Origin of the sequence: Paenibacillus glacialis (assembly GCF_001637205.1) — a bacterium.
Taxonomy (GTDB): Bacteria; Bacillota; Bacilli; order Paenibacillales; family Paenibacillaceae; genus Paenibacillus_AQ; species Paenibacillus_AQ glacialis.
The window spans coordinates 114,080-137,884 of sequence record NZ_LVJH01000058.1; the positions used below are offsets into that span (position 1 = coordinate 114,080).

General features: G+C 40.5%; 21 protein-coding genes. 3 read left to right on the top strand and 18 right to left on the bottom strand.

The features are described 5' to 3' along the window. The first annotated feature begins 202 nt into the window (after positions 1-202). Positions 203-1,462: an MFS transporter gene (locus PGLA_RS21430; RefSeq protein WP_068536859.1), complete on the top strand. Its 1,260-nt coding sequence runs from the start codon at positions 203-205 to the stop codon at positions 1,460-1,462. Here PGLA_RS21430 and PGLA_RS21435 read toward each other — a convergent pair. Then, entirely contained in the window at positions 1,445-1,966 is a 522-nt protein-coding gene (locus tag PGLA_RS21435) for an SDR family NAD(P)-dependent oxidoreductase (RefSeq protein ID WP_068536861.1), read from the bottom strand. The two genes, PGLA_RS21430 and PGLA_RS21435, sit on opposite strands and share 18 nt — an antisense overlap. 157 nt (positions 1,967-2,123) lie before the next feature. Further along, positions 2,124-2,396 (bottom strand): hypothetical protein, encoded by a 273-nt coding sequence (locus PGLA_RS21440; protein ID WP_068536864.1) that lies wholly within the window; start codon positions 2,394-2,396, stop codon positions 2,124-2,126. A 109-nt stretch (positions 2,397-2,505) separates the two neighbouring features. Here PGLA_RS21440 and PGLA_RS21445 point away from each other — a divergent pair, with 109 nt between their 5' ends. Beyond that, complete coding sequence (locus PGLA_RS21445) at positions 2,506-2,727, top strand: helix-turn-helix domain-containing protein (RefSeq protein WP_068536866.1); 222 nt, start codon at positions 2,506-2,508, stop codon at positions 2,725-2,727. 57 nt (positions 2,728-2,784) lie between these two features. Here the strand turns inward: PGLA_RS21445 and PGLA_RS21450 are convergent, their stop codons facing one another. The 5 genes from PGLA_RS21450 to PGLA_RS21470 all read right to left on the bottom strand — a co-directional run bounded on the left by PGLA_RS21450 (position 2,785) and on the right by PGLA_RS21470 (position 11,697). Continuing rightward, positions 2,785-5,559 carry an AAA domain-containing protein gene (locus PGLA_RS21450; RefSeq protein WP_068536868.1) on the bottom strand — a complete coding sequence of 925 codons (2,775 nt, stop codon included), beginning with the start codon at positions 5,557-5,559 and terminating at the stop codon, positions 2,785-2,787. A gap of 228 nt (positions 5,560-5,787) precedes the next feature. Further along, on the bottom strand, positions 5,788-6,285 hold the full coding sequence (locus tag PGLA_RS21455; protein WP_068536871.1) for a hypothetical protein: 498 nt from the start codon (positions 6,283-6,285) through the stop codon (positions 5,788-5,790). 81 nt (positions 6,286-6,366) lie between these two features. Further along, a complete protein-coding gene (locus tag PGLA_RS21460; protein WP_068536873.1) occupies positions 6,367-6,567 on the bottom strand; it encodes a hypothetical protein in 201 nt (66 codons plus the stop codon). A 246-nt stretch (positions 6,568-6,813) separates the two neighbouring features. After that, positions 6,814-10,674 (bottom strand): Ig-like domain-containing protein, encoded by a 3,861-nt coding sequence (locus tag PGLA_RS29220; protein ID WP_161487977.1) that lies wholly within the window; start codon positions 10,672-10,674, stop codon positions 6,814-6,816. Between the two features lie 396 nt (positions 10,675-11,070). Beyond that, positions 11,071-11,697, bottom strand: a complete 627-nt coding sequence (locus tag PGLA_RS21470; protein ID WP_068536884.1) for a spore coat protein — start codon at positions 11,695-11,697, stop codon at positions 11,071-11,073. Between the two features lie 264 nt (positions 11,698-11,961). On the opposite strand from PGLA_RS21470, the gene PGLA_RS21475 reads away from it, so the two are divergent. Next, positions 11,962-12,927, top strand: a complete 966-nt coding sequence (locus PGLA_RS21475) for a LysR family transcriptional regulator (protein ID WP_068536891.1) — start codon at positions 11,962-11,964, stop codon at positions 12,925-12,927. Here PGLA_RS21475 and PGLA_RS21480 read toward each other — a convergent pair whose 3' ends face one another. The 11 genes from PGLA_RS21480 to PGLA_RS21530 all read right to left on the bottom strand — a co-directional run bounded on the left by PGLA_RS21480 (position 12,928) and on the right by PGLA_RS21530 (position 23,633). Beyond that, complete coding sequence (locus PGLA_RS21480) at positions 12,928-13,662, bottom strand: ABC transporter ATP-binding protein (protein WP_068536894.1); 735 nt, start codon at positions 13,660-13,662, stop codon at positions 12,928-12,930. It lies immediately after the preceding gene. 13 nt (positions 13,663-13,675) lie between these two features. After that, positions 13,676-15,286: an ATP-binding cassette domain-containing protein gene (locus PGLA_RS21485; RefSeq protein ID WP_068536900.1), complete on the bottom strand. Its 1,611-nt coding sequence runs from the start codon at positions 15,284-15,286 to the stop codon at positions 13,676-13,678. Further along, positions 15,283-16,278: an ABC transporter permease gene (locus PGLA_RS21490; protein WP_068536907.1), complete on the bottom strand. Its 996-nt coding sequence runs from the start codon at positions 16,276-16,278 to the stop codon at positions 15,283-15,285. The genes PGLA_RS21485 and PGLA_RS21490 overlap by 4 nt, the downstream gene beginning before the upstream one ends. Continuing rightward, positions 16,265-17,908, bottom strand: a complete 1,644-nt coding sequence (locus PGLA_RS21495; RefSeq protein ID WP_068536910.1) for an ABC transporter substrate-binding protein — start codon at positions 17,906-17,908, stop codon at positions 16,265-16,267. Before PGLA_RS21495 ends, PGLA_RS21490 begins: the two co-directional genes overlap by 14 nt. A gap of 47 nt (positions 17,909-17,955) precedes the next feature. Continuing rightward, positions 17,956-18,561 (bottom strand): hypothetical protein, encoded by a 606-nt coding sequence (locus PGLA_RS21500; RefSeq protein WP_068536913.1) that lies wholly within the window; start codon positions 18,559-18,561, stop codon positions 17,956-17,958. Continuing rightward, positions 18,558-19,208 (bottom strand): phosphate starvation-inducible protein PhoH, encoded by a 651-nt coding sequence (locus PGLA_RS21505; RefSeq protein ID WP_245700218.1) that lies wholly within the window; start codon positions 19,206-19,208, stop codon positions 18,558-18,560. The genes PGLA_RS21500 and PGLA_RS21505 overlap by 4 nt, the downstream gene beginning before the upstream one ends. After that, positions 19,205-19,729, bottom strand: coding sequence for a hypothetical protein (locus PGLA_RS21510; protein ID WP_068536918.1), 525 nt, complete (start codon positions 19,727-19,729; stop codon positions 19,205-19,207). Before PGLA_RS21510 ends, PGLA_RS21505 begins: the two co-directional genes overlap by 4 nt. Positions 19,730-19,991: 262 nt before the next feature. Then, positions 19,992-20,936: a DUF4261 domain-containing protein gene (locus tag PGLA_RS21515; RefSeq protein WP_068536921.1), complete on the bottom strand. Its 945-nt coding sequence runs from the start codon at positions 20,934-20,936 to the stop codon at positions 19,992-19,994. Positions 20,937-20,985: 49 nt separating this feature from the next. Further along, positions 20,986-21,891: an FUSC family protein gene (locus PGLA_RS21520; RefSeq protein ID WP_084411387.1), complete on the bottom strand. Its 906-nt coding sequence runs from the start codon at positions 21,889-21,891 to the stop codon at positions 20,986-20,988. Positions 21,892-22,052: 161 nt separating this feature from the next. After that, a complete protein-coding gene (locus PGLA_RS21525) occupies positions 22,053-23,189 on the bottom strand; it encodes a polysaccharide deacetylase family protein (RefSeq protein ID WP_084411389.1) in 1,137 nt (378 codons plus the stop codon). A gap of 240 nt (positions 23,190-23,429) precedes the next feature. Continuing rightward, the gene (locus tag PGLA_RS21530) at positions 23,430-23,633 is read right to left on the bottom strand and encodes a DUF3934 family protein (RefSeq protein WP_068536924.1); all 204 of its coding nucleotides are present in this window, start codon (positions 23,631-23,633) and stop codon (positions 23,430-23,432) included. Positions 23,634-23,805 lie beyond the last annotated feature (172 nt).

Below are 23,805 nucleotides of genomic sequence, written 5' to 3' on the forward strand. Positions count from 1 at the left end.
GTGGTTTAAGACAAAGACCATACCCTTGCCCCAATACCCAAGATGAAGGCATAGGAATAAATGAACCCGAAGAGTACATGTACGCTCCCTGCTGATTGATGAATCTCTCTATTAAAATTACTCGTTTCCCCTTCCCAAATAGCCCATAATATCTTATGGTTATATAGGTAAAAAAAACAGAAAATATATAGGAGTGTATATAATGTCAAATGCACATGCATCACCCATGACCGGTAATTTATTCAGGAATCGGTTCTACCAAACCATACTGATCTCAAATTTATTCCTGCAAATTGGAATATGGGTCAGAAACTTTGCGATTCTTATGTTTGTCACCGATCAAACGAACAATGATCCAATAGCCATCTCTCTCATATCGGTGGTCGAATTCGCACCAATCTTTGTCTTCTCCTTTATCGGAGGTGCATTCGCAGATCGTTGGAGACCGAAACGAACGATGATCTGGTGTGACTTCCTCTCCTCTATTTCAGTGCTGATCGTCCTCGTCACACTATTGTATGGTTCTTGGGAGATGATCTACTTTGCTACTTTCGTCTCAGCCATTCTATCTCAATTCTCACAACCATCTGTTATGAAGCTGTTTAAGCAACATGTCCATCCCGACCAGCTACAGCAAGGTATGGCATTGTTCCAATCACTTGTTGCTATCTTTATGATCATGGGACCTGCACTAGGTATCTTCTCATACCATCAATTCGGTATTCATATCTCCATCGCCGTGATGGCTGTCGCCTTCTTCTTGTCCGCAGTCGTGCTTTTCCGTCTTCCACCCGATGAAGTGCAGGCAAATACTAGCGAGAACAAGACCTTGAATTTACGTAAAGAATTGGCTGATGGTTTTCGTTATGTATGGAGAAGTCCCGTGTTGAAGGTACTCGCTGGTGCATTTGCCATTGCAGGGTTTTCCGTCGGGATCATCCAGACTCTGGGTCTGTTCGTTGTCACAGAACGGCTTGGTCAGCCAAAAGAATTCCTACAATATCTCATGATGGTTAATGGGGTTGCTATGCTCGTTGGTGGAGCTGCTATCATGACCCTTGCCAAAAAAGCGTCTCCTCAAGTTCTACTGGCATTTGGTATGAGCGTTAGCGCCCTATGTATCGCCGGTATGGGATTGTCCACTAGCATCCCTCTGACGTTAACATTGCAATTTATAAATGGCCTTACGATGCCGGCTATTCAAATTGGTATTAACACATTAATCCTACAATGGACTGAACAATCCTTCGTAGGACGTGTAAATGGTGTGCTTAGTCCGATGTTTATGGGCATGATGGTCATCATGATGTCCTTCTCAGGGTTCATGATGAAACACTTCTCACTCGTTGAAATTTATTGTGCATCCGGAATTGTCATGTTATTGGGTTCTGTGATTCTCATTCCCCTCTTCAAACATAAACCTGACCCATCCTTAGCTACGGGATCACCGGAAGCAAGCTAGGTTTAGAATAAGCAAAAAAAAAGTCTTTCCGCACAACTGGGAAAGACTTTTTTTTGCTATGCTGTAAGAAGGAAACATTTGCCCTGTCACTGAGGTAGAGAAATTAATGATGCGTCCCTTCGACTCCATATGCTTCAACGCTTGCTGACACGCGAAATACGTTCCTTTTACGTTAACTGAAAATCGCTTATCGAAATCTTCTTCTGTTGCTTCTGCTAGAGGTTTATTAATCATGAGTCCAGCATTATTTATTAGAATATCTATTCGGCCAAAATGCTTCATTATTTCATCAAATAGATGTGTGATATCCGATACTTTGCTTATGTCTGCATGAATCGCAATGGCTTCCCTACCATTGGCTTTTAATCCCTCAACAACTTCGTTCGCTCTTTCTGGACTACTCGAATAGTTGATCACTACTTTAGCTCCCAGATCAGACAATTGTTCCGCTACCATCTCCATTAACACGCTTAGTAACGAATGACAAAACCTATTATTTGTCATTATAGATAAAAAATTACCTCTATATCATTATTTATTTGATTTAATCTCAGACAAATATTTTATTCGATCACTTGAATAGGGTAGGAAGAGATTAACGGTTTTGATAAAAAGTAGCTGATCAGAACGTGTTTACAAGTCCTGATCAGCTACTGAACACTTACTTCATCTGTCGCATCTTATTTGAAAGTAAACTTTTCTCCAGTCTAATGTGAAACAGTTCATTATATAATTCTTGCTCTATAGCATGAATACAACGTGTTACCTTCTTAACCGTATCTAGATGCAACATCCCGGCTTTCATGGAGATTATCGCTAACGTATCCGTCATCAACTCACCACAGGTCTGAAGTTTAACTATGTATTGATCTTCTTGTTCTACTATGTCTTCGTATTGATTAGATAAATCGTTTAGATTCTGTTGGAATTTCAATTAATCTCCTCCCTCCTCCGTTACGCATAAGAGTACCAGTGTTGCAAGAATTATATGATACGTTTATACGTAACGTCAAGTCAAATATGTAGATAATGAGGGTGATATTATGTCAAAAAAAGTGATTGTTAAAATAAAAGATCTTACCCATAAACACAGCATATCATTACGTGAATTATCTCGTTTAGCAGATGTACGCCACGCAGCACTTAGTGAACTTCAGTCAGGAAAACGAGAAAACATTAATTTTAATCACATAGAAAGAATTGCAGAGGCTTTGAACATTAAAGATCTACGGGAGATTATTGATTTGGTAGATGTAGAGGAATAGTTGAATTATATTCGTCCCCTACAAAGCCTTAAAATGTGTCTTATTAAGCTCTTTCCCTTACTTACTCTTCATCACTGCATCCAACTTATCCCTAATCTTCTGCTCTTCGCCACTTCCTTGTGTCACAAGCCTTAACAAAGGTAAGTCGTATTTTTCTAGAATATTATTTTTCTTATCATCTCTTACCTGTTGCACTGGATTATTCTCATGAAATTGAAATCCATCCACCTCAATTGCCAGTAGTGGTTCTTTAGCAAATTTATGATAGAATACAAAATCAACGGAAGCATTGTGTTTTACGTATTTCCGTTCTTCCTCATTAAGCTTATCCACATTGTTTAATAAGTTCTTTATTGATACTTGAGTAGTAAACTCCAAGCTACTATATTTGTCCTCACTTAGGATATCATCTATAAGCGTGTACGCTATATTTTCAGACCTATACTTCAACTTTTGGAATAATCTACTTTGAAAAGAAATCAACTTATCGGAAAAGTCTGTATACAGTAGATCAAATACAGATACTAGTTCACTCTGAATGACATTGTCATCCAGAGTACTGTACTCTATGTACCGAATAAGATCACCTATTTCATTGCCTATTTTTCTGAATACTTTTTCACCTGTAACTAGGATGAATTGTTTTTGAGCTCTTGATACAGCCACATTTATTTTACATGGGTCATTCACGAATCTCATGCCCATTTTTCCAGAAGCACTATTATCCAGAACTGTAGATAAGATCATTAGTGGCTTCTCGCGCCCTTGGTATTTATGTATAGTATCAATTTCAGTATCCTTAGAGAGTACCATTGTTGCTTTCTCAACCTGTTTCCTATAGGGTGTAGTAAAGCCAATATCTGAATCATTTGTGACAGAAACCATGGGATTCAGTATGACTTCTTGTATGATATCAATTTCTCTTTGATTGAATTTCCCCTTACTTACTCCCTTTGTAACTTCTCTAGTATGATTACCTTTAGCTGTACGATACATCATTAACGGTACATCATTTTCCTTTTCTTCCGTAAAGGAAATTAGTTCACCATTATAATATTTTTGATTACAGTATTCTATGATTTTCGGATGACATCTGTAGTGCTCTTTAAGAATGACTTTAGGCAAATCATCGCTATACAGAGCAAGCATGGATGACAATATATTATGTTCAATATAGTTATAAATGTTTTCTATATCATCCTTCTTAAATCTTTCTATTACATCTTGAGTTACAATATGGGGTAATTGCTTTGTGTCCCCTACAATAATCGCATTCTTGCAGCAAGACAGTGCTAACGCCCCTGTCAATAAATCGACTTGAGAAGATTCATCTATAATCACGTAGTCAAACATAAAATTGTTAGATATACAGTTACGCAATGAATGCGTGGTACTTAGTACGACAGGATAGTAATCGATGAATGTTTCAAAACTCTTCTTGTAAGTATTAATCGTAAGATCCATCGGATTTCTGCTATCATATTTAGCATGTAATTTATGCTTGAACAAACTCGTTGAATCCTGTTCATGTTGTTTAAGTAAATCATCGAATAGACCTTGCTCTAACTCCTTTTGTATATCCTCAATATTGTTCTCTAAAAATTTTATTTTCAATACATAATAGTCTTTCTGTAGCTTCAACATGACATCGATTCTATGTTCCTTTAAATTCTTAAAATCCGTATAGCCGAATTTAATCAACAATTTCACTTTATGTAAGATGCTATTCGATTTATCCTGTTTTATCGCTAAATGGTTCTCTGCTAGAAATGAAATAATTTTGTCAGGAGTTTCTCGATAGAACCTCCAGAATAATGATGATCGCTCCATCTCCTGTACGTTCTGGTTCTCATAATAATGATCATAATGTTGTTGTTCCAGCCGATAGGCAGATAGTTCTTGCTGTAAGATAGCCTTGTGATTATTCAACGCCATTAAATGATTGATCTGACCATTTAGTTTGTTTATTCTTTCTATGAGTACACTTTCCTCAACTTCACTCTTCCAACCTGCTATATCCGCTTGAGGTAAATGTTTGAAAAATTCTTTCTGATTGTCAATATTACCTAGAGAGGCTACAAAAAAGTTATATTTCCCTTTCTCCAGCTTATCCTTCACATTCTGTACTGCTGCGTTGTTACCTGACACTATGGCTATCGTCTTATTTTGCATAGCGGCTAAGTTGGCTACAATATTCAAAATAGTTTGAGTTTTACCTGTTCCAGGTGGCCCTTCAATAACAGATATATTATTACCCAGTGCATTTTCTACCGCTTGTTTTTGACTCAAATTATATTTGAAAGGGAAGATGATATCGTTCGTGGTTGGATTTAGTTTCTTCAATGGGTCTTTATTCAAATAACAACCCAACACGCTTTCAGGATGTATAGAGGTAAGCTTATCGAATTGTTTCTTCAAGAAAGAATCTGATTCCACCTCATCATTAGTATTTGTGTGTTGAGCTATTTCTTTCCAATACTTAAGTATGTTTCTAATGCTATTCTTCGAAACCCCTTTATCTTCAATAGACATGTATTCCACATCACATATTTGGGTGGTTTTATTATTAAACAGAACCTTGGCAATCTGATTGAAAACCAGTATTTGTTGCACATCAAAAACCGGTAGATTTTGAATGTATACCTCTTTATCGGTTACATCCATGACGGTAGGATTCTCATCGATTATGACATTCTTAAGATGATAAGAATACGGTTTAGTTACACCCCATTCAAATTTGACAAATATTTTGCTGTCTTGACGATCATAAGACTCTACCTGCTCTGTTTTATCAACGCCGTTCAATATAATCAAATACTTCATTCTATCCATGTTTTATAATCCCTCTATATCAAATTAGTAATGTAAAAGGACAAAGTCCTCATCATACCATTTCGACATTTTCCAACATTATCCTCTAGATAGTACATTTAATTAAAGTTATGTATGCGATTGACGGCCCGGCTCACCTTAATTATCCACTAAAATATTTCATCAAAACAGGCAGCGGACTCATGAGTCCGCTGCCTGTTTTAGTATCTTTTAAACAATAGTTATTTCTCAGTCCCTCGAAGGCCTAAAGCCTTCGTCCATCAAATATTCCCTGGCCTCTTTCATTGTTCCGAGCACCATTTCAATGTTGGGCCCCGTGTAGATATACCATAGATCATCGTCACGTGTAAGCGTAAGCGATTCCCCATCCTTATTCATCCACACTTCAGTATCATAAAAAATACTTTCCTGACTCACGCTGTCACTTACAGACTCTTTCTCCTCTTCATGAGAAGAGAGCGAACGAATTGAAGCATCGATAAGCGTCTTTAGTTGTTCTTCGGTGAATTCGCGGATATTCGCAAATCCCTTATCATCAAGGACATACCCTTGAAGGAGACCTGCATAGACGTATCCGTTACCATTCGGATGAAGGTGAAGGGCGACCGTCTTTTTATCAGACTGGCTCTCTTCATAGTGAAAGTTTACTCGTCCTAGAGAAACGTTCTTTCGTTGTAATTCAGTGTAAGATTCTAGAATCTCAAGTTTCTGTTCAAAGGATAACATAGGACCTCCGGCGTGCGTTTATATAGTGTATCTGATTATATCATATCCGCAGGCCCTAATCGAAAAAAGAACCCAGCCAAATTAAAACATTCTGTTCCCCATGTTGAATAATCGTCCAATAATGGACTGTCTTTCTTTCGTTGTACGCTTGGTTTTACGATTTAATTGTGACAACTCTTTTTCAGTAGCACGTACTTGATGTACGATTCTGCTACGTTCTGCATCTTGCTGCAAGTTAATGAGATGCATTTTAACGATATTATCATTATTCTGATATAACACTTTTTTAATACCCCATTTCTTCTTTGAAGCCGCAACCCCTTTACTACTATTCCAATATATCCCTTTTTCTGCTTCATAGTAAGGTAAACAATGGCTTTAATTCTTTTTTCCGAGAACAGCCACATTTCGTTGAATCACAAATAAACCTTCTCTAGAAACAAGCAAAAGCAGCCCACAAGGGCTGCTTTTTAAAAGTTATAACTGACTAGCACGCTTTAATGCTAACCAACAGTGAGAAACAGAACCCTACGGTGTGCTGACTTCTACCGGATCGGAGTTGATTCTGGTGCCAACGGCTTTCACCACAAAATCATATTTAGTAGCGGCATTGATGCTGTTGACCGTAAAGGTGTAATCCGTTTTACCGGCTTCAACAGGTACATAAACACTCCAGTACGTTTTCACCTTGTCGTTCTTCTCGTAGATTCTAAACCCTCTTACCGGTTCGCCCCCAGCTGCAGGCGCCTTCCAAGAAATGACGGCTTTATTGCTGCTGACCACAACATTGGCGGCCTGCACAATCGCAGGTTTCGTGTCCGTTCTCTTAATTCCATAGTGATCGTAAGCTTTCACGCCATTACTACCATTCTTCTCATCACTTTTAGCTGCGGTATAAGCCGTAAATTGAAGCACGTCACTTGATACCGATATATCTGTAAACATTTTTTTGTTTGGCTGAGTATTAATTGCTGCAAAATAATCATTATAACCTGGATACTTTTGATAGAATTTATCGCCAAATGAGTTGGACATGAGATATACCGTGCCTTTAGGATTAATAGCATTTCCTTGGGCGTCAAATGTCAGTTGGTTTGTTGGAATGGTTTTGTCACCAATCATCTGGAATGATCTCATATACATATGATCATGAGCTTCAAAGACCATATCGATTCCCATCTCATCAAACACAGGAATCAGAATTTTTCTGTAAAACTGAACCCGGTCATCTTCATATTCTCCAGCGTTGTCACCTGCAGAATAAGGTCCTTTGTGGAAGGTAACAAATTTCCACTTGGCACTACTCTTAGCTACAGCATTCTTCATCCATTCGACCTGAGCTGTAAATTGCGGGTCTACGGATTTCACACTGCCATTGCTCGCTAACTCACCAGCATATTGTGAGTTAAACACTAGAATAAGAGCATCTCCATATTCGAAGGAATACACCGATCCGTCATCTGTATTGGCTATGACTTTTTTGGGCACGTTAAAATGGTTGTAAAAGTTAGAGTTGGCTGTTGTTTCATCTCCATCATAATCGTGGACCTCATGACCGCCCAGTACTGGAACAATCGGTACATTCAGTAGTTGATTCTGTGGAAGTCCTAGCATCCACTGCCATTGCTCCTCCAAATCGCCATTATCTACGAGGTCCCCTGCATTAATCAGAAATTTAGGGTCCCCAATGGTTTCAACTGCTTTTCGGAACGTATCTTCCCATGGCTCAAAGCCTGATTTGCTTGAGGCCTGTGAATCAGATCCAGCTATAAAACGAAATGGTTGATTGCCAAGTGCATCGGTCTGGAACTTGCCGATCGCACTCCAACTATCCGCTGATCCACTACCCACACGGTATTTGTACACCGTTCCTGGTGTCAGATTATTAGCAATGGCTTTATGAGAAATAAATTTCTTCTTCTTATTGGACGTCCGATCAGCCTTTGTTACAAAAGTCTGGATTTCTTCTGCACTGCCTGTAAATACCAAGGCTTCACTCTCTGGGAAATTACTTCCTTGAACTTTGCTAGCTTCTACGACCTGTACTACAGAGTTCGTCATAACATCTGTATACCATGTGAATGCACGGGTTGTCTTAGAATCCCCATTTAATGTCATGTTAATGAGCTTCGGTACAGAAGGAGGACTCGTATTGCCCTGAATCGTAAAGCTCCATGTAATATCATTTGCAAGTACAACCTGGTCATCTCTTCCCTTTATGAGTGCCTTGGGAACTTTGACGGTGTACGTTTTCCCACCCACAAATGCAGGATGGTTGATCTTTAATGTATCGTTATTAATAATTTCAGAAGTAACCGATCCTACCGATACATTGCTATTGTCCACAATGGTGACGCTCGCTCCCGAACTGATCGAGACAGGTTTATTGAAGGTCACCGTTACTGGGGCTGCTACTGCCACATTGGTTGCACCTGCTGTTGGCGTCTTCGATAGCGCTTCCGTTGGAGTGACCACAGGTCCTCCCGTTATCGTAAAGCTCCATGAAATATCACTTGCAAGTAGAACTTGGTCATCTCTTCCCTTTATGAGTTCCTTCGGAACTTTGACGGTGTACGTTTTCCCACCCACAAACGCAGGATGTTGGATGTTCAAAGTATCATTATTAATAATTTCAGAAGTAACTGAACCTAACGCTACATTGCTATTGTCCACAATCGTAACGCTAGATCCTGAACTGATCGTGACAGGTTTATTGAAGGTCACCGATACCGGGGCTGCCACTGCAACATTGGTTGCACCTGCTGTTGGCGTCTTCGATAGCGCTTCCGTTGGAGTGACCACAGGTCCTCCCGTTATCGTAAAGCTCCAAGAAATATCACTTGCAAGCAGAACTTGATCATCTCTTCCCTTTATGAGCTCCTTCGGAACTTTGACGGTGTACGTTTTCCCTTCCACAAACGCAGGATGTTGGATGTTCAATGTATCATTATTAATAATTTCAGAAGTAACTGGACCTAACGCTACATTGCTATTGTCCACAATCGTAACGCTAGATCCTGAACTGATCGTGACAGGTTTATTGAAGGTCACCGATACCGGGGCTGCCACTGCAACATTGGTTGCACCTGCTGTTGGCGCCTTTGATAGCACCTCCGGACCACCCGTAATAGCGCTTCCAGAAACACGTACTTCTTTGATTCTGCTAGAGCCAGTGCTACCAATACCACTCGACCCGTTGGTGTTAGTATTTGAACGTACAATCCAGCGGATATACAGCAAATCCTGATCATTCGCGTTTGTTGGTAGAGGTACTTCTACTAACTTACACGTATTACTCGCACAGCTGAAGCTGGAGACTACCATTTTCAAAGTCGTGTTCGGTACATCCGTCCATGTGGTGTTGTTCGTGCTGATTTGAACTTTGAAATCACGTGGGCCCGTACCCGAAGAGTTCTGCTGTGAAGATAACGTGATATTGTCATAACCTTTAGTAGACACGGTCGCCTGCCAGTATTTCGTTCCATTACCACTGTTCCAGCCCTGATAACTTATCGCTTTCTGGCTACTGTCGTAATCCTCGTAATAACCACCTATGTTCCGAAATGTGGATGTGGTCTTGAATGTCCCATCCGTTGCCGGAAATGCTCCATTCGTTCCAGCATTTGCAAAAATCCATTCTGCTAGTTTCGTCTTTTCCAGTACGACTTCCCCCGGAACTTCAGACCCTTCAGGATCCGTTGGTGGGTTTGGAGGTGTCACTTCAGAAGGAGCCTCTGTTCCCGTTAATTCTCCTAGAACTGTAATGCTGATTAACTGGCTTGATCCATGTTCACCGATCGTCAACCCCGAGGTGCTCACATTCGAATTGACAACCCAACGAATATATAATAGGTCTTGATCATTTGCTGCATCTGGGAGCAATACGTTATTCAATTGCGTTGCTACATCTGCATTTAATACAAGATCCGGTAACTCCGTTCCTTCGCCTGTGATGTTAGTCCAGTTTTGTTTATCTACGCTGATTTGTACCCTGAAATCCCGGGGGCCAGTAGTCCCCTTACCTTGTTGCGCTGAAGATATTGTAATATTGTTATAGTTCTTCGTTGGAACGGCAGTAAGCCAATATTTGTCCTTCCCCGTTTCTTGCTGCCAGCCTTGATAACGTATTGCTTTAATATCATTATTCCAATCATACGATGATCCAGGAGGGACAGATTGAAGCGTAGATGTTTCTTTATACACGCCATCACTAGCAGGGAATATACCAAGATCCGTTGGATTAGACGTATATTCCCATTCTGCGATCGTGGCCGGAGTCACACTACCCTCAGCGGAAGTGAATCCGTTAAACTGTAATGAAATGAACACCGTAACCGCCATAAACAATGAAATGATTCGCTTCGTTTTTCTACCCCAAAGTATATTCATTTGCATCTCCTTCGCTTTTTCATAATGGGCTTTTCTATTCCTGTCTCCCTCCAGACCTCCCTTCAAATAAAACCCCTGACAGCAACTCACAAAGTTTAACCGCTTTAACTTTTAAGCAATTAAAACGTTGTAAATATGACAGTTGCTATCATGCGCTTTTAATATATTGTGTTTCTCAAATAATAAGAACATGAAATCGGATGTCCTTATTTCAATATTACCAAATTTTACTATAACAATATAGTTTTATTTAATGGTCACTCACATAAAAAAATACCACTACAAAAATGGTCAAGACCCCATCAGTAGACACTGAATGGGGTCTTGACCAAAGAAGCAACAGGTATTTATGCTCAAACAATAGTAACTCTTAATATCCCTGCCTAGGTGCCTTTTTTATTGGATAGGGATTTGTGGCTGAGCTGAGGCTGTACCATAAGCATGTAGCATTTGCTGAGCATCCGAATTGTCTAACTGTGCTACTTGATAGTATCTATGTTTGTTCTGGTACAAGAAAACTTCATAGGCCATTTCAGTATAATTCTCTACTTGTGCAGCTACAACCCGACGGACTACAGGATTATTCACTTCAGCCGCTATCATAGTCAGAAGCGATGCATTCGTTTTAAGCGCTCCCAGCATAAATCCGCTAATCTGTTCATCCTTAATTTCAGCTACAGATTGAATTGGTTTTTTGGGCTGACTAGGAGTAAGGCCGTAGGTAATTTGATTGACTGTTTCGGGCATCGTATACATCGTAGTATCATGACTTGGCTTGTTTCCAGTCGTGAAACTCTCCACTGTCAAATTGTAATGTGAAAGAATAAAATTGTACTGACGGTTCAAAATAGCCTGAAGTTCGTTATCCTTAGCCAATGATCTGTAGATCACAAATTGATCTAGAATACCAATTATTGAAGACAATGCCTCATGCATATCTAAAAGCTCATGTCCCCCACGATTCATATTCTGTATACCTGAAGATTGATTATTCATTTGACTTTGCTGACTCTGATTCTGCATTATGAATGCCTCCTCTATTTCATTTGAATTGGACACTAACCATCTTAGGTTGAGTTATCTAGTGCACAATCATACATAGAAATATTGGAAAACAGAAAATAGTCAACATTTCACTTTAAAATGATTACATTTTGAAATCTAGACCTCATTCCACCCGCACACAAACTATGATATGATAATGATAATTATTATCAGTTGTTACTGGCCCTAATAACCTTCATCCTTGTATTTACATCATTAGTGATTTGATTGGAGTGTACGAATTTGAAAACGATAGAGCGAATGAAAACCTTCCTTGTTCTAGCCGAATGTGGCTCTTATGTGGAGACGGCTAAGAGACTTTACTGCTCACAGCCAACCATCAGTAATCATATTCAGCAACTGGAAAAACAATTTCAAGCCTCTCTGTTCCATCGTTCAGATCGAAAGGTACAGTTAACGGAGCAAGGGTTCATTGTTCAGGAGCACATCAAGCAAGTCATCAGTCTTTTGCAAGATGCTTCAACTAAAGTACAACATTCGCTACTTCAACATGAACAGATACTGTCTATTTATATAAGCAGCTATATATCTGAGTGTTATTTACCGGATATTCTGGCAAGATATCATCAATCTTTCCCCAAACAATTACTAGAAATTCATACTTATTGTTATGAGGATTTACAACGTTCTTTGCTTGTGGATGGAAAAGCCTATTTTGCTTTCCTTCCAATCTATCCTGAGGACGATCAGCTTTACGCTCAATACGATGCTACCTTTCTTTTTGAAGAAGAATTGCCTCTTATTGTTCCTGCAGATCATCCTTGGGCTAGAAGAAAATTGCTATATACTAGGGATTTACACCGCGAGACGATCTTAATTCCACAGAGTAAATATATCTGTCAATATATCAAGCAACAGATGCAACTCAACCATATCAAGGTACGCTACTTACAGATGAGCACTTTTAATATGATCAAACAATCGATTAAGGTGGGCTTAGGTGTATCATTCTTACCTTATGAAGTAGTCAAGAAAGAATTGGATACAGGCGAGTTAGTAGCTCTCCCTATATCCTCCCTCCAGATTAAACGTTCAAACGGTTTGGTCATCCGGAAGAATACACAACTTCGTGCAGAGGAACAGACATTTTGCCATGAGGTCCAAGCGTATTTCTCTTCATTGGATAAGGTGGCTTATCCAGTACCTCTTCGGATCAATGAAGATGTGTGCACACGTAGCGGTAGCTAATTAAGAATAAGAGCACGCCGACAGCAATGCCCTTGTATATTCCGATTTTGGTTGATTTAATACAATATCTGTATATCCTTCTTCAATCACCGACCCATCCTTCATCACCACTACACGATCGGCGAACCCAAGAATGGTATCCAGCCGATGTGTTATGTACAAAATGGACATGCGTTGTTCTCGTTTTAATGCGAGAAGCAACTGCAATATTTCTTCCTCTGTCTTGGGATCAAGCGCTGACGTGATTTCATCCGCGATAAGTAAGCTTGGAGAGAGCGCAAGTGCGCGTGCAATCGCTACGCGCTGCTTCTGACCTCCAGAACATTCGGAAGGTCTACGCTCACGTAAATCTTTGGGCAACCGAACCTTATCCAATAGCTCATCAACGCGCTTATACGCTTCGGAACGCGAATGCCAATTTAGAACAAGGGGCTCAGCAATAAGGTCTTTAACTTTCCAATAAGGATTAAGGGATCGATCGGGATTCTGAAACACCATCTGGACTCGCTTAACCTGATCTTGTTGAACTTTCTGAGTGGCTTGCCATCTTACTTCTCCATGTGTAGGTCTGTCCAACCCAACAATAATTTCTGCCAAAGTCGACTTCCCTGACCCACTTTCTCCAATTAGAGCAAATATTTCATTCTCCTGCAGCGTTAAAGTAACGTCCTTTACAGCTGTAATCTTCTGGTTTCTCTTTCCAAATTGTTTGGTCACATTCTGCACGTTCAGCATTTTACATCCTCCATTATTTTTGTTCAGCTGAGCCCCTCATGTTATCCATATCAATCTTATTCTGAAGCAGGTCTTCATTCATGAAATGATCAATAAGCTGTCCTTTCTCAAGCACCATGATGTTATTGGCCACATGTCTCGCAGCTGGCATATCGTGAGTGATAAGTAATAAGGTCATGCCATACTCTCTGACTTTACTCACGAGTAGCTCTAAGATTTCCCGCTTCACAATCGGATCGAGTGCACCTGTTGGTTCATCTGCAATCAGGATACTGGGCTTGTTGATAAGTGCTAAGGCAATCAAAGCTCTACTTAACATCCCACCACTCAATTGATGTGGATAGTTATCCAGTACCCGCTCATCAAGCTGCACCTCATATAATGCATGAGCGGCTCGTATTCTTTTATCGTGAGGTGATTGTTTCCCAGGTATGACCTCTATAAACTGCTTTCCGATCGTTAGGAGTGGATTGAAGCTAGTTCTAGGATCTTGGAATATGTAAGCCGCATCGACCCAACGTTGCATGCGATCCTTTCCTTCACCGCCATACATACGTTTTCCATTCATATAGATTTCACCCTGTACCGCACCCTCCGACAATAAGCCGTATAGCGCTTTTGCTAGTGTGGTTTTACCCGATCCAGATTCCCCAATCAATGCAGTAACATTCCCTATAGGTACAGTGAATGACATTGGATGGACGATAAGTCGGTCCCCATACGTTACACTCAATTGATCTCCCACAATAGCGGCACTTGTAGTCCATTCCGACGACTTAGAATCTATCATCGTTACGTCTGTCTTTAGCTTGTTTCTTGACGCCTTGAGGACCTTCTTATGAGAATCATTCTTTTCTCCCAACAATGCCAGTCCCACAGTCACTAATACAATTCCTATCGCGGGTGGAAGTACCGTCCACTGCCATACATTTGTCATCCACGTCTCACCGCTTCCGAAGGCTTGCTGGAGCATCTTCCCCCAAGAAGGAACATTCGGATCGCCAATTCCGATAAATGAAAGACTCGCCTCCATGACAACAGCTTGTCTAAAGGACATGATGAATTTGGTTCGAAGTAAGGGCCATATGAAAGGAAGCAAATGTTTACGTAAAATATATAACGTACTTCCTTGGAACATTTGGGCCGATTTCACAAATTCTCGTTCTTTCAAAGAAAATACCGACGCACGAATTAAGCGCATATAGGCGGGCCAAGTAAGTAGACTTAGTGTAAAGATCAGTTGCCATATCCCTCCACCTGTAAAAGAAGCTACAATCAGAATGAGCAAAAGTGAAGGAAGGACTAACAACATATTGGCAAGCGAGTTGAGGATCAGATCAAGCTTCTTTAAGTAGCCCGATAATAAACCTAAGATTCCACTTAAAGCTGTACTAAGTAATGATACAAACAATCCTACAAATAAAGTTGTGCGCGCTCCATGAACAAGTCCACTGAACACATCCTGCCCGAGCATGTTAGTGCCAAGCCAATGTTCGTCAGATGGTACCATGAAACGCTCACCACTTAGAGCAAAAGGATCGAAAGATGCCATTGATGGACCTAATATGGCTACTATCATAAATAGAGCAAGCGTGCTTGCCCCTACGACTTTACTCCATTTCATGACTTGTCCCCCTTATGTGCTTCACGTATGCGTGGATCCAGATGAGGATAAATGAGGTCCGCTAACATATTTAGGCATAATATGCTCAAGGTCATCATTAAGAAAAGTCCATGGAGTAAGGGATAATCCCGTGCGAGAATAGCCTCTTGCAATAATTTGCCAATCCCAGGATAAGAGAATACTGTCTCCACAAGTACAGAACCCGCCAACAATCCTCCTATACGTATGAAAATAATGGTTACGAGCGGAAGTGCTGAATTACGTGCAACATGCCTAAGCAATACTACGCGATTTCCCAAACCCTTCGCTGTAGCAAATTCAATAAAAGGCTCTTGAATCACTCGTATCGCTTCATTACGCATTAATAAGTAAAGACCTGCTAGACTCCCTGCTGTTAGTGTAATAATAGGTAGAGCAGCATGCTTGGCGACATCAATTACACGATCAATAACATGCTCTGACGCGTTGAACGCTGTTTCTGCTCCACTAAGCGGGAGTACTCCCATATTGACCGAGAATACGATAAGTAGGATCATGCCAAGCAGGAACTCAGGTACAGCACTAAGTGCCAGCATGGTGACAAACGTCAATCGATCACTTCTTCCCTGATGCTTCCAGGCTGATAATAGTCCTAGAGCCAACCCAATGATTATGGACAATAATGTTGATACGCCCACAATAAGTAACGTCCAGGGTAATCGGAGTGTAATGACGTCATAGACTGGGGATTTGTAAGTAAACGACAATCCGAAATCAAACGTTAATAAACCCTTCAAATACTGTGTAAATTGCACCCATAACGTATTATTCAAATGATAGTACTCTAGCATAGCCTGTTTCTGAACTTCGGAGACAAATATAGCTCCTTGATCTCCGCCAGCTGTGAGGAAATCAACGGGTCCCCCCGGCAGAAGCCGAGGGAGCCAAAAGTTAAGCAGTACAACGAAGATTAATACACTAACATAGGTAGCTAACTGTCTAATTATCCTCATCGATCAGCGCTGCCTTGTTATCCCATAGAGGAATACCATCTGCTATACCTCCGGATGTATTAAACCATCCATTGAAATCACTAGATTTAAACACATAATAGAATGGACGATGATATAGAACGAGTGTTGGTAGTTCCTCTGCTAGGATGTTCTGCATTTCTCCAATCATTTCTTTACGCTTGTCTGTATCCAACTCTGACATTTGCTCTAACGCAAGATGCTGGAATGTTGCATGATCGAACTGCTTCCCTCTGGCAGCCCAAGAATTGCTAGCCTCTCCTAGGAACCATTGTCGTAAATAGTCAGGATCTCCACTTAATCCAATATGACCGGTAATAGCCAGATCATATTTGTTCTCCCCCATCGCTGTAGAGAATGTCGCAGCATCTACTTGCTGAATATTCAGTACAACACCTACCTTCTTAAGCATTTCCTGCATTATCTGTGCTTCCGGTGAATTGGAAGACACCATCACATTCAACTTCAATCCATTACGTACTCCACTAGCATTCTTGTTATAACCTAATTCATCGAGAATTTGCTCAGCTTCTGTAACATTATATTCATATTGCTTCACAGATGAGCTGTACCATGGGGAATCGGGTGGAATAATACCCGCGTTACCAACGATCGGATCACCTCCGGTAATCTTCTCTGCCATTTCCGCTCGATCAAGCGCATAAGCCAAAGCCTGACGCAGACGCTTATCCTTCAATTGAGGATGATCGAGATTGAACGTTACACGTACTGCACTACCTGTCGGTGCGCTCTTCAACACATCGAATCCTTCTTTTTCTAATTGTTGAACTTCGGAATACTTGTATGTCATAGCTGAATCAACCTCCCCTTTTTGCAGGGCGAGAAGCTGATTCTCAGGATTCATATAGGCAACTTCTTTCACAAGGACCTTTCCTTTGAAGTAGTGATCATTTGCAGTAAACAAATATTGGCCAGACTTCTCATCGTACTCCTTCAATATGTAGGGACCTGTACCAACAAGCGCAGAAGGATCTCGATAATCCAGCGGACTATCCACGTTCTGCCATACGTGCTTAGGAATGATCGGAACGATACCAACCAAATCACTCAAAAAAGGAGCATAGGGTTGATTCAACGTAAACTTAACTTTATGATCATCGATTGCCGTTACGGTTTGGATCTGGCTGATGTCCCCTGTCCACATGAAGGGATGCATTTGATAGTATCCAAAACTGAATACTACATCATCTGCAGTGAGTCGATTACCGTCATGCCACAGCACATTCTCCTCCAAGTCAAAGGTATACTGAAGGCCATCCTCTGATACACTCCATGATTTCGCTAGCCATGGAACGACACCATTCTCATCTTTCCAAGTTAAGGTATCAAATAGGAAGGAATTACGAAGGAATCCACCGGGGCCTGATGAGCTAAATGCAAAGGGTGAAGGATACCCACTATTACCCCAAGCCATTCGAATCCTGGCAACAGAATCGGTTGTTAAGGATGTAGCCTTTCCTGAATTCTTCGCTGTTGCTAATTCTGATGTTACTTGTGTAGACCCTGAAATCTTCTCATTTGTTGAACAACCAGTCATAATTACTGCTATGCAGAACAACATTAGTAGGCTGAATTTAATACGGTTTAACATCAAGTCCACTCCTTCATTGATTATCTTTCTAAGAACATCCATATGTCTTATAGTTCGCCTTCTGCAAGCCATGGTAGGAACTTATCTAGAAACCGCTCCGTTGCAGGCATGAAGTAAGATCCATAATGAAACTCTGGATCTAATGTAGTCATAATAAGAGTACCCGCCGTGGTCACTTTATCCACATACAGAATTGCCCCACCGCCTTCGAGACCGATGAGTATTTCCGCTCCTGAGGGAGGGTAGAACACACCGTGATAATGCCAAGTAGCGTCTTTAAGCGTTAGATAGCAAAAGAAATCGTGATCAAGTCGTTCTGTAACGAGTCCACTTCTCACATTAGAATCAAGCCACCACCAGAAGTTAGTCGGTCTAAATTCCCAGTTGTGTCCAGGAATCCAGTTATTCGGTTGAGCTCCAAAAGCGGCCACAACTCCCCCTCGATCAGTAAAGCTATCAATGATATGTTGTGATTCACTAACAAGCCGTTGATGAAGTTGAGAGGGAATAAGCAGAACATCAATGTCATCAAGAGAGGTAAATGGAAGTTCTGGTAAATATATTATTTGATGCAAGTAACGATGATACTTAGGCTCATAAAGCGTACGAAATTGATGTGAATTCCCTCCATATAGAACAGCAATCTTCCTCATAACGTTCTTGTCCTTTCCTGGATAGCTCTATATTCCTCGCGAGTCCAATTCTGTAATTGACTACCGATGCGTCCTACTGTGCTTCCCTGACCGCTATAGGCAAATAGATTATTACCGGAATGAACGAGAATCGTACCCTGAGTGCTATATCTGTCAATGTAGGTAATGGGTTCCCCCCCTGGTAAAGATAACAAGACTTCTGCTTGTGATGGAAGAGGATGATGCCCCCTTGCGAAGAATCCTGAAACACCTTTTGTATACGTCATTTCTTCTGGATCAACACCGTCAAATATGGGGTGCTGTTGAACAATGGATACTTCATAATCATGTTGGCTACGAATGAGCTTAGGGACGAACATCGATGCTCCAGGAAGCCATGGGAGAAACATATGACCACTGAAGATGAGTACTTTTCCCTGATTCAGAAATTGCCAAATCTGTTCACGCTCCTGATATAACAGCTCTTGGTCCACAAAATTATCAATGACCATACAAGCATATGGAGACAGATCACGTTCCGGCAGGTCATACATGTCGATCACGAAGCAATCATCTCGTTTCTTCGTCTCTTGTATGGTCTGAGTGCTGAAATAATTACCTGAATCTACGATTACAAAATGCGGTGTCCCTGACGAAGTCATTGTCATTGGATCCTCCTAATGGTGAAGAGTTCTTCCAATGGCGTTGCTAACGCCTCTTCTGCTAAGGATTGCTTAAGTACCTTAAATATGTTGATATCAGCCTCTGTCATGGTTTCTTCCCGTCCCTTTTTCAAATATTCATAAAATGCCATAGGTAGAAAATGATCATTCAGAGTGATCTCTACAGAAGCTCCTGCTTCCGAAGAAATAACAAATGCGTAGGATTGAGGTCGGAATGGATCATATTGTCCTACCGGATAAGCAGTGTCTACATGATAAGCGCCTCGTGTAACTGCTCGAGTCACATATTCGAATGCGTCACGGAATCCCGGTCCACCATGCCCAGAGAATATCGAAATGCTCTTACGCTCAGGAATCTCGTTACCGAACAACTCTTCGAAGGCTACCTGTAAGCTTCGAAAACCTACAGCAACAGCCATAAGTGCAACGCCTCCATGATATTTGCAAATATCTTCAAAACTTATTTCTAACATATCTTGTCGATCTCTTATGTGTATTACTGACATTGCTAAACACGCTCCTCTAGGTTATTACGACTAATTTCATTACTGTCAAGAACCTATGCTATCTTATATGATAATGATTATCAATATCATATAAATGTTCAAATTCCCTATAATGACATGCGTACCAACCCTTACGAAGGTTATATTTAAAATTTTTAATAGTTAATAAAAAATACTTATAAACGTCTTCTTTAACGCGAAAAGGCCGCCCTAACTGGGCAGCCACTCATTAGTATCTCTGTATTAAAACATTCTCCTTACGCTATTGTTGCAATAGCCCTTCCGGTCTCTCCTTACCATCAAGCGCGGACCAATGGAGTACTTCTCTGGGTGGCTGAGAAAGTCCATCATCACTAATAGACACCTGCCAGTTCACTCCTCCAATTCCATCAATCGTATCACCATCTTCGATGACTGGACCATTTTGCATCAAGTAATTTGCAATGTTACGGAGAAAGTCTGCTGCTTCGTTAGGATCGTATAAGTTCCGGTCAAATACGATCTCTTGGTCTTGCACATCCAACTGTTGCATACCCACTGTATCCATCAACAACCAATTTTCTTGCGGTAAATTAAACATACGGATATTCGACCACAATTCCATTGGTGCAAGATTCGTCTCTTCATATCTTTCTAACAATTCATCGATCAAGTCGTCAGATGCCAGGGTTTCACCACCTGGATTAAAGTAGCAGATCGCCTCGGGTAGACGAAGTAACTCTCTTGCTATAGCCGTTACCTGAAGTAATTCTGGGAAGGAATCATAGTCCTCTGGTAGAATTGGTGCTTCCTCATCTACACGACCCGCAGCATACGTTACTCGAATACGGATACATGCGACATGCGAATCGATAGTCGCCTTTGCATCAGGGAACTCCCAAGCCTGTAGAGATGCCCGTTCTAGATTTCCCGGATATGTATGCGGACCGAAATGCCCCATAGTCCAAGCCCCGAACAGCATAGGTTCTTCTTTCGGGTCCCCCATATGGTCTGGCCATGACCGATCAATGATATCTATCGTTATGAATCCGTGTACTTCTGGGCGATACGCAATCATACAACTCGGCCCACTGAACTCCCATTTCTCTGATGACTTATTTACGTTCATTACGTCGTATTTCTGTTCCAGAGCTTCCTTAATCTTATGAATAGAAACCGATTCTGACAACAATACCGTAACGCCTTGAGCAAATAAACCCTTTGCCATGATAAACCCTCCATTTAATAGCTGTATAGTTTGCAAAGTAATTGAATCCTTAGTCCTGTTCGAGCGTTTCTTTCTTAGCTCCATATGGAAGCGGAAGCCCCATACTTTCCAGTTCGTTAAGAACACGATCAATATGATAGTTATAAATCATAAATTGTGCACCTCTTTGAAGCTCATGTTCATCTCCAGTTACATCACAGTGCTGATTCCCTAATCTCAACATGTTGTCTACACTCAGGTTTTGTTCTCCATCTAATTTTTGAATCATTTTCAAATGTTCATAGATCAACTTATAAGATTCGAATTCATCGATGATGTTCTCTAATGAATCATCCCCATCTTTGATCAAATGAAATTCTTCCTTAGAGATATCTAGATACTTCTCTAGCTTCTTCAATTGAGCCCTTAGTTTCTTTAGATTGAACTCTTTCTTAGCCATCAGTTGATCCAAAATATACACCATTTCTTTGGCTAACAATCTACGCGCTTTACGAATGTTAATCTCATACTTGGGAGGGAACACCAAATAATTCACCATAACGGCTACACCGACACCAATCAGCGTATCAATGATCCGATTAATACTATAGTGAAACGGAGAGTCTCCTTGTAAATTCAACATAATGGCCAGAAATACAATGATAGCAATGGGAATGGACTTATTCCACTTTACCAGATTACATATATAAATCACCACAATGGTACCAAGAGCGCATAACCATACATTCTCAGGTTGAATAGAGGCGAAAGCTAATCCCGCACCCGCACCTACAAAGGTACCCATCACGCGATACTTTCCCGCTGCGAAAGAGTTAGTCACTGAATTTTCCATCGAGATCATAGTCGCAATGGCAGCGTAGAATGGATACTGTAATTGCAGAAAGTTAGCAATAATCAGACATACAAGAATAGCTATTGCTGTTTTGATATTTCGCATACCAATCGTTTGTTGCACATAGACACCTCATATTTTCATTTGAAAAGAGAACCATTATACTTCGTATCCTTAAGTTCTGCAAGCACATAGCATTTAACCAAGCTTTGTTCATCATGTTACTTCACGATAAAAAAACACAACTCAAGCATGTTCAGCTTAAGTTGTGTTCATATTCGGAATTATCGTCGATCTTCCCAAAAGTTAACAGGCGTCATCCCTTCAGTAATAATCTCGAATGAATATCCTTCCTTCTTAAGGGACGCAATAATCTTTGGAAGAGCCTTCAAAGTCGACTTCTGATCATGCATAAGAATGATAGGTGTCGTCTTATGCTTCTCTAATTTATGAACCTGATTCATGACAGTATTATATATCGAAGCAGTGGCCTCTTTATATTTCCAGTCTAACGAATCTACATTCCAGTCCCATAAATGATACCCCTGCCCAAGAACTTTATTCCTGAAAGATTGTGTGAAATACGGTTTACTTCCATACGGCGGACGAATGAGTGTAGACCTAACCCCTGTAATTTTCTCAATGTATTGATTGTCTTTGTCCATTTCAGCTAGTGCGGCGCTTGGAGATTTATAGAACTTTTCTTGTACATGTGTAACACCGTGCAAACCTAGCGCATGACCCTCGGATAGTGTTCGCTTGACTGCACTCGGATATTTCTGAACATTGTTGCCTAACATAAAGAAGGTTGCCTTGACCCCATTATTTTTCAAAATATCAAGTAACTGTCCTGTCATCGCAGTCGGTCCGTCATCAAAGGTTAAATATACGACTTTCCCCTGAGGTACTGTTGGTTTAACCGTCGGTTTCTCTATGATTTTTTTCGGCATCAAATCTTCTGTGAACTTCGTTATAAAGTGCGCATCACTGAGTGTAGCCGTTCTGTCCTGTATTCTAAGTAAATTTGCTTGTGATTCATACGAGATAGTATATCCGAAATAGCTAGATACTACTCGGAGAGGAACCATTAGTTGACCATTACGCTTGAACAACTGAATAGTCTCTGCTCTTCCATCTGACATTACAATCTTATGATCTTTTTGATAGATGGTTAATGAAGATTCTGATCCTGTAACCGTGAGAATATGTATCGTCCCCGACATCCTTAAATGTAGCCCATCTGATAATTCTCTCAAAGGAACATAAAATGTATCATTCATCGATACCGCTTCAATATCACTTACTCCATCGTTAATACTAAGCTTTAATATAGGTGCATCTGATGCCTCGACTGTGTTCACTATACACAAACCAATAAGTAACATACATAGCAATAATAGCGGTGATTTCCTTAAAGACACTAGTGATAACTCCTATCTATAGTAGATTCTGTATAGCAACCATATCATAGATAGAAGAGTTGGAATTTGATAGATTGTAACCGCAGAGTAAAGGAATTGTCATCTCTTGAAAGAGACAGTCTAATATGAGTGCTACAATATTACTAATCAGACACGATACACTCGCTTAAATACATTAAAAAAATCCCCTTGAAGAGTTATTTTCTTCAAGGGGATTTCCACATGATACGCGTTATGAATTTAGAAATCATCTGGCGTATTCTTCTTTTTAACAGTAGAATCACCTTTATTATTGTTATTATTCTTTCTTGCCTCTGCTTCTTTAGCCGCAGCTCGAATAGCTCCGTAATTTTTTTTCACTATTTGTTTTTTATCCGTCTTATTCCATCGCGTCCATCCTTTACTACCCGTTCCTCTACCTGTTCCACCCTTAGCTTTACTCATATCATCACTCCATTGTTTCTGTATGTTGAGTTACTTATTTCACTATCGAATTAGATATATTCATTACATGCTATATTCTTCTTTATGCAACAAGTGAATTCATACTCTCTTCTATTATAGCATCATCTGACCCATGACTTTGTATTCATACATGATAAAAGAAATATTTATA

What these genes read in the sequence shown, in the direction of transcription:
- PGLA_RS21430 (WP_068536859.1), top strand. Translation starts at nt 203, where the DNA reads ATGTCAAATGCACATGCATCACCCATGACCGGTAATTTATTCAGGAAT.
- PGLA_RS21435 (WP_068536861.1), bottom strand. Translation starts at nt 1,966, where the DNA reads ATGACAAATAATAGGTTTTGTCATTCGTTACTAAGCGTGTTAATGGAG.
- PGLA_RS21445 (WP_068536866.1), top strand. Translation starts at nt 2,506, where the DNA reads ATGTCAAAAAAAGTGATTGTTAAAATAAAAGATCTTACCCATAAACAC.
- PGLA_RS21450 (WP_068536868.1), bottom strand. Translation starts at nt 5,559, where the DNA reads ATGGATAGAATGAAGTATTTGATTATATTGAACGGCGTTGATAAAACA.
- PGLA_RS21455 (WP_068536871.1), bottom strand. Translation starts at nt 6,285, where the DNA reads ATGTTATCCTTTGAACAGAAACTTGAGATTCTAGAATCTTACACTGAA.
- PGLA_RS29220 (WP_161487977.1), bottom strand. Translation starts at nt 10,674, where the DNA reads ATGAATATACTTTGGGGTAGAAAAACGAAGCGAATCATTTCATTGTTT.
- PGLA_RS21470 (WP_068536884.1), bottom strand. Translation starts at nt 11,697, where the DNA reads ATGCAGAATCAGAGTCAGCAAAGTCAAATGAATAATCAATCTTCAGGT.
- PGLA_RS21480 (WP_068536894.1), bottom strand. Translation starts at nt 13,662, where the DNA reads ATGCTGAACGTGCAGAATGTGACCAAACAATTTGGAAAGAGAAACCAG.
- PGLA_RS21485 (WP_068536900.1), bottom strand. Translation starts at nt 15,286, where the DNA reads ATGAAATGGAGTAAAGTCGTAGGGGCAAGCACGCTTGCTCTATTTATG.
- PGLA_RS21490 (WP_068536907.1), bottom strand. Translation starts at nt 16,278, where the DNA reads ATGAGGATAATTAGACAGTTAGCTACCTATGTTAGTGTATTAATCTTC.
- PGLA_RS21495 (WP_068536910.1), bottom strand. Translation starts at nt 17,908, where the DNA reads ATGTTAAACCGTATTAAATTCAGCCTACTAATGTTGTTCTGCATAGCA.
- PGLA_RS21500 (WP_068536913.1), bottom strand. Translation starts at nt 18,561, where the DNA reads ATGAGGAAGATTGCTGTTCTATATGGAGGGAATTCACATCAATTTCGT.
- PGLA_RS21505 (WP_245700218.1), bottom strand. Translation starts at nt 19,208, where the DNA reads ATGACAATGACTTCGTCAGGGACACCGCATTTTGTAATCGTAGATTCA.
- PGLA_RS21510 (WP_068536918.1), bottom strand. Translation starts at nt 19,729, where the DNA reads ATGTCAGTAATACACATAAGAGATCGACAAGATATGTTAGAAATAAGT.
- PGLA_RS21515 (WP_068536921.1), bottom strand. Translation starts at nt 20,936, where the DNA reads ATGGCAAAGGGTTTATTTGCTCAAGGCGTTACGGTATTGTTGTCAGAA.
- PGLA_RS21530 (WP_068536924.1), bottom strand. Translation starts at nt 23,633, where the DNA reads ATGAGTAAAGCTAAGGGTGGAACAGGTAGAGGAACGGGTAGTAAAGGA.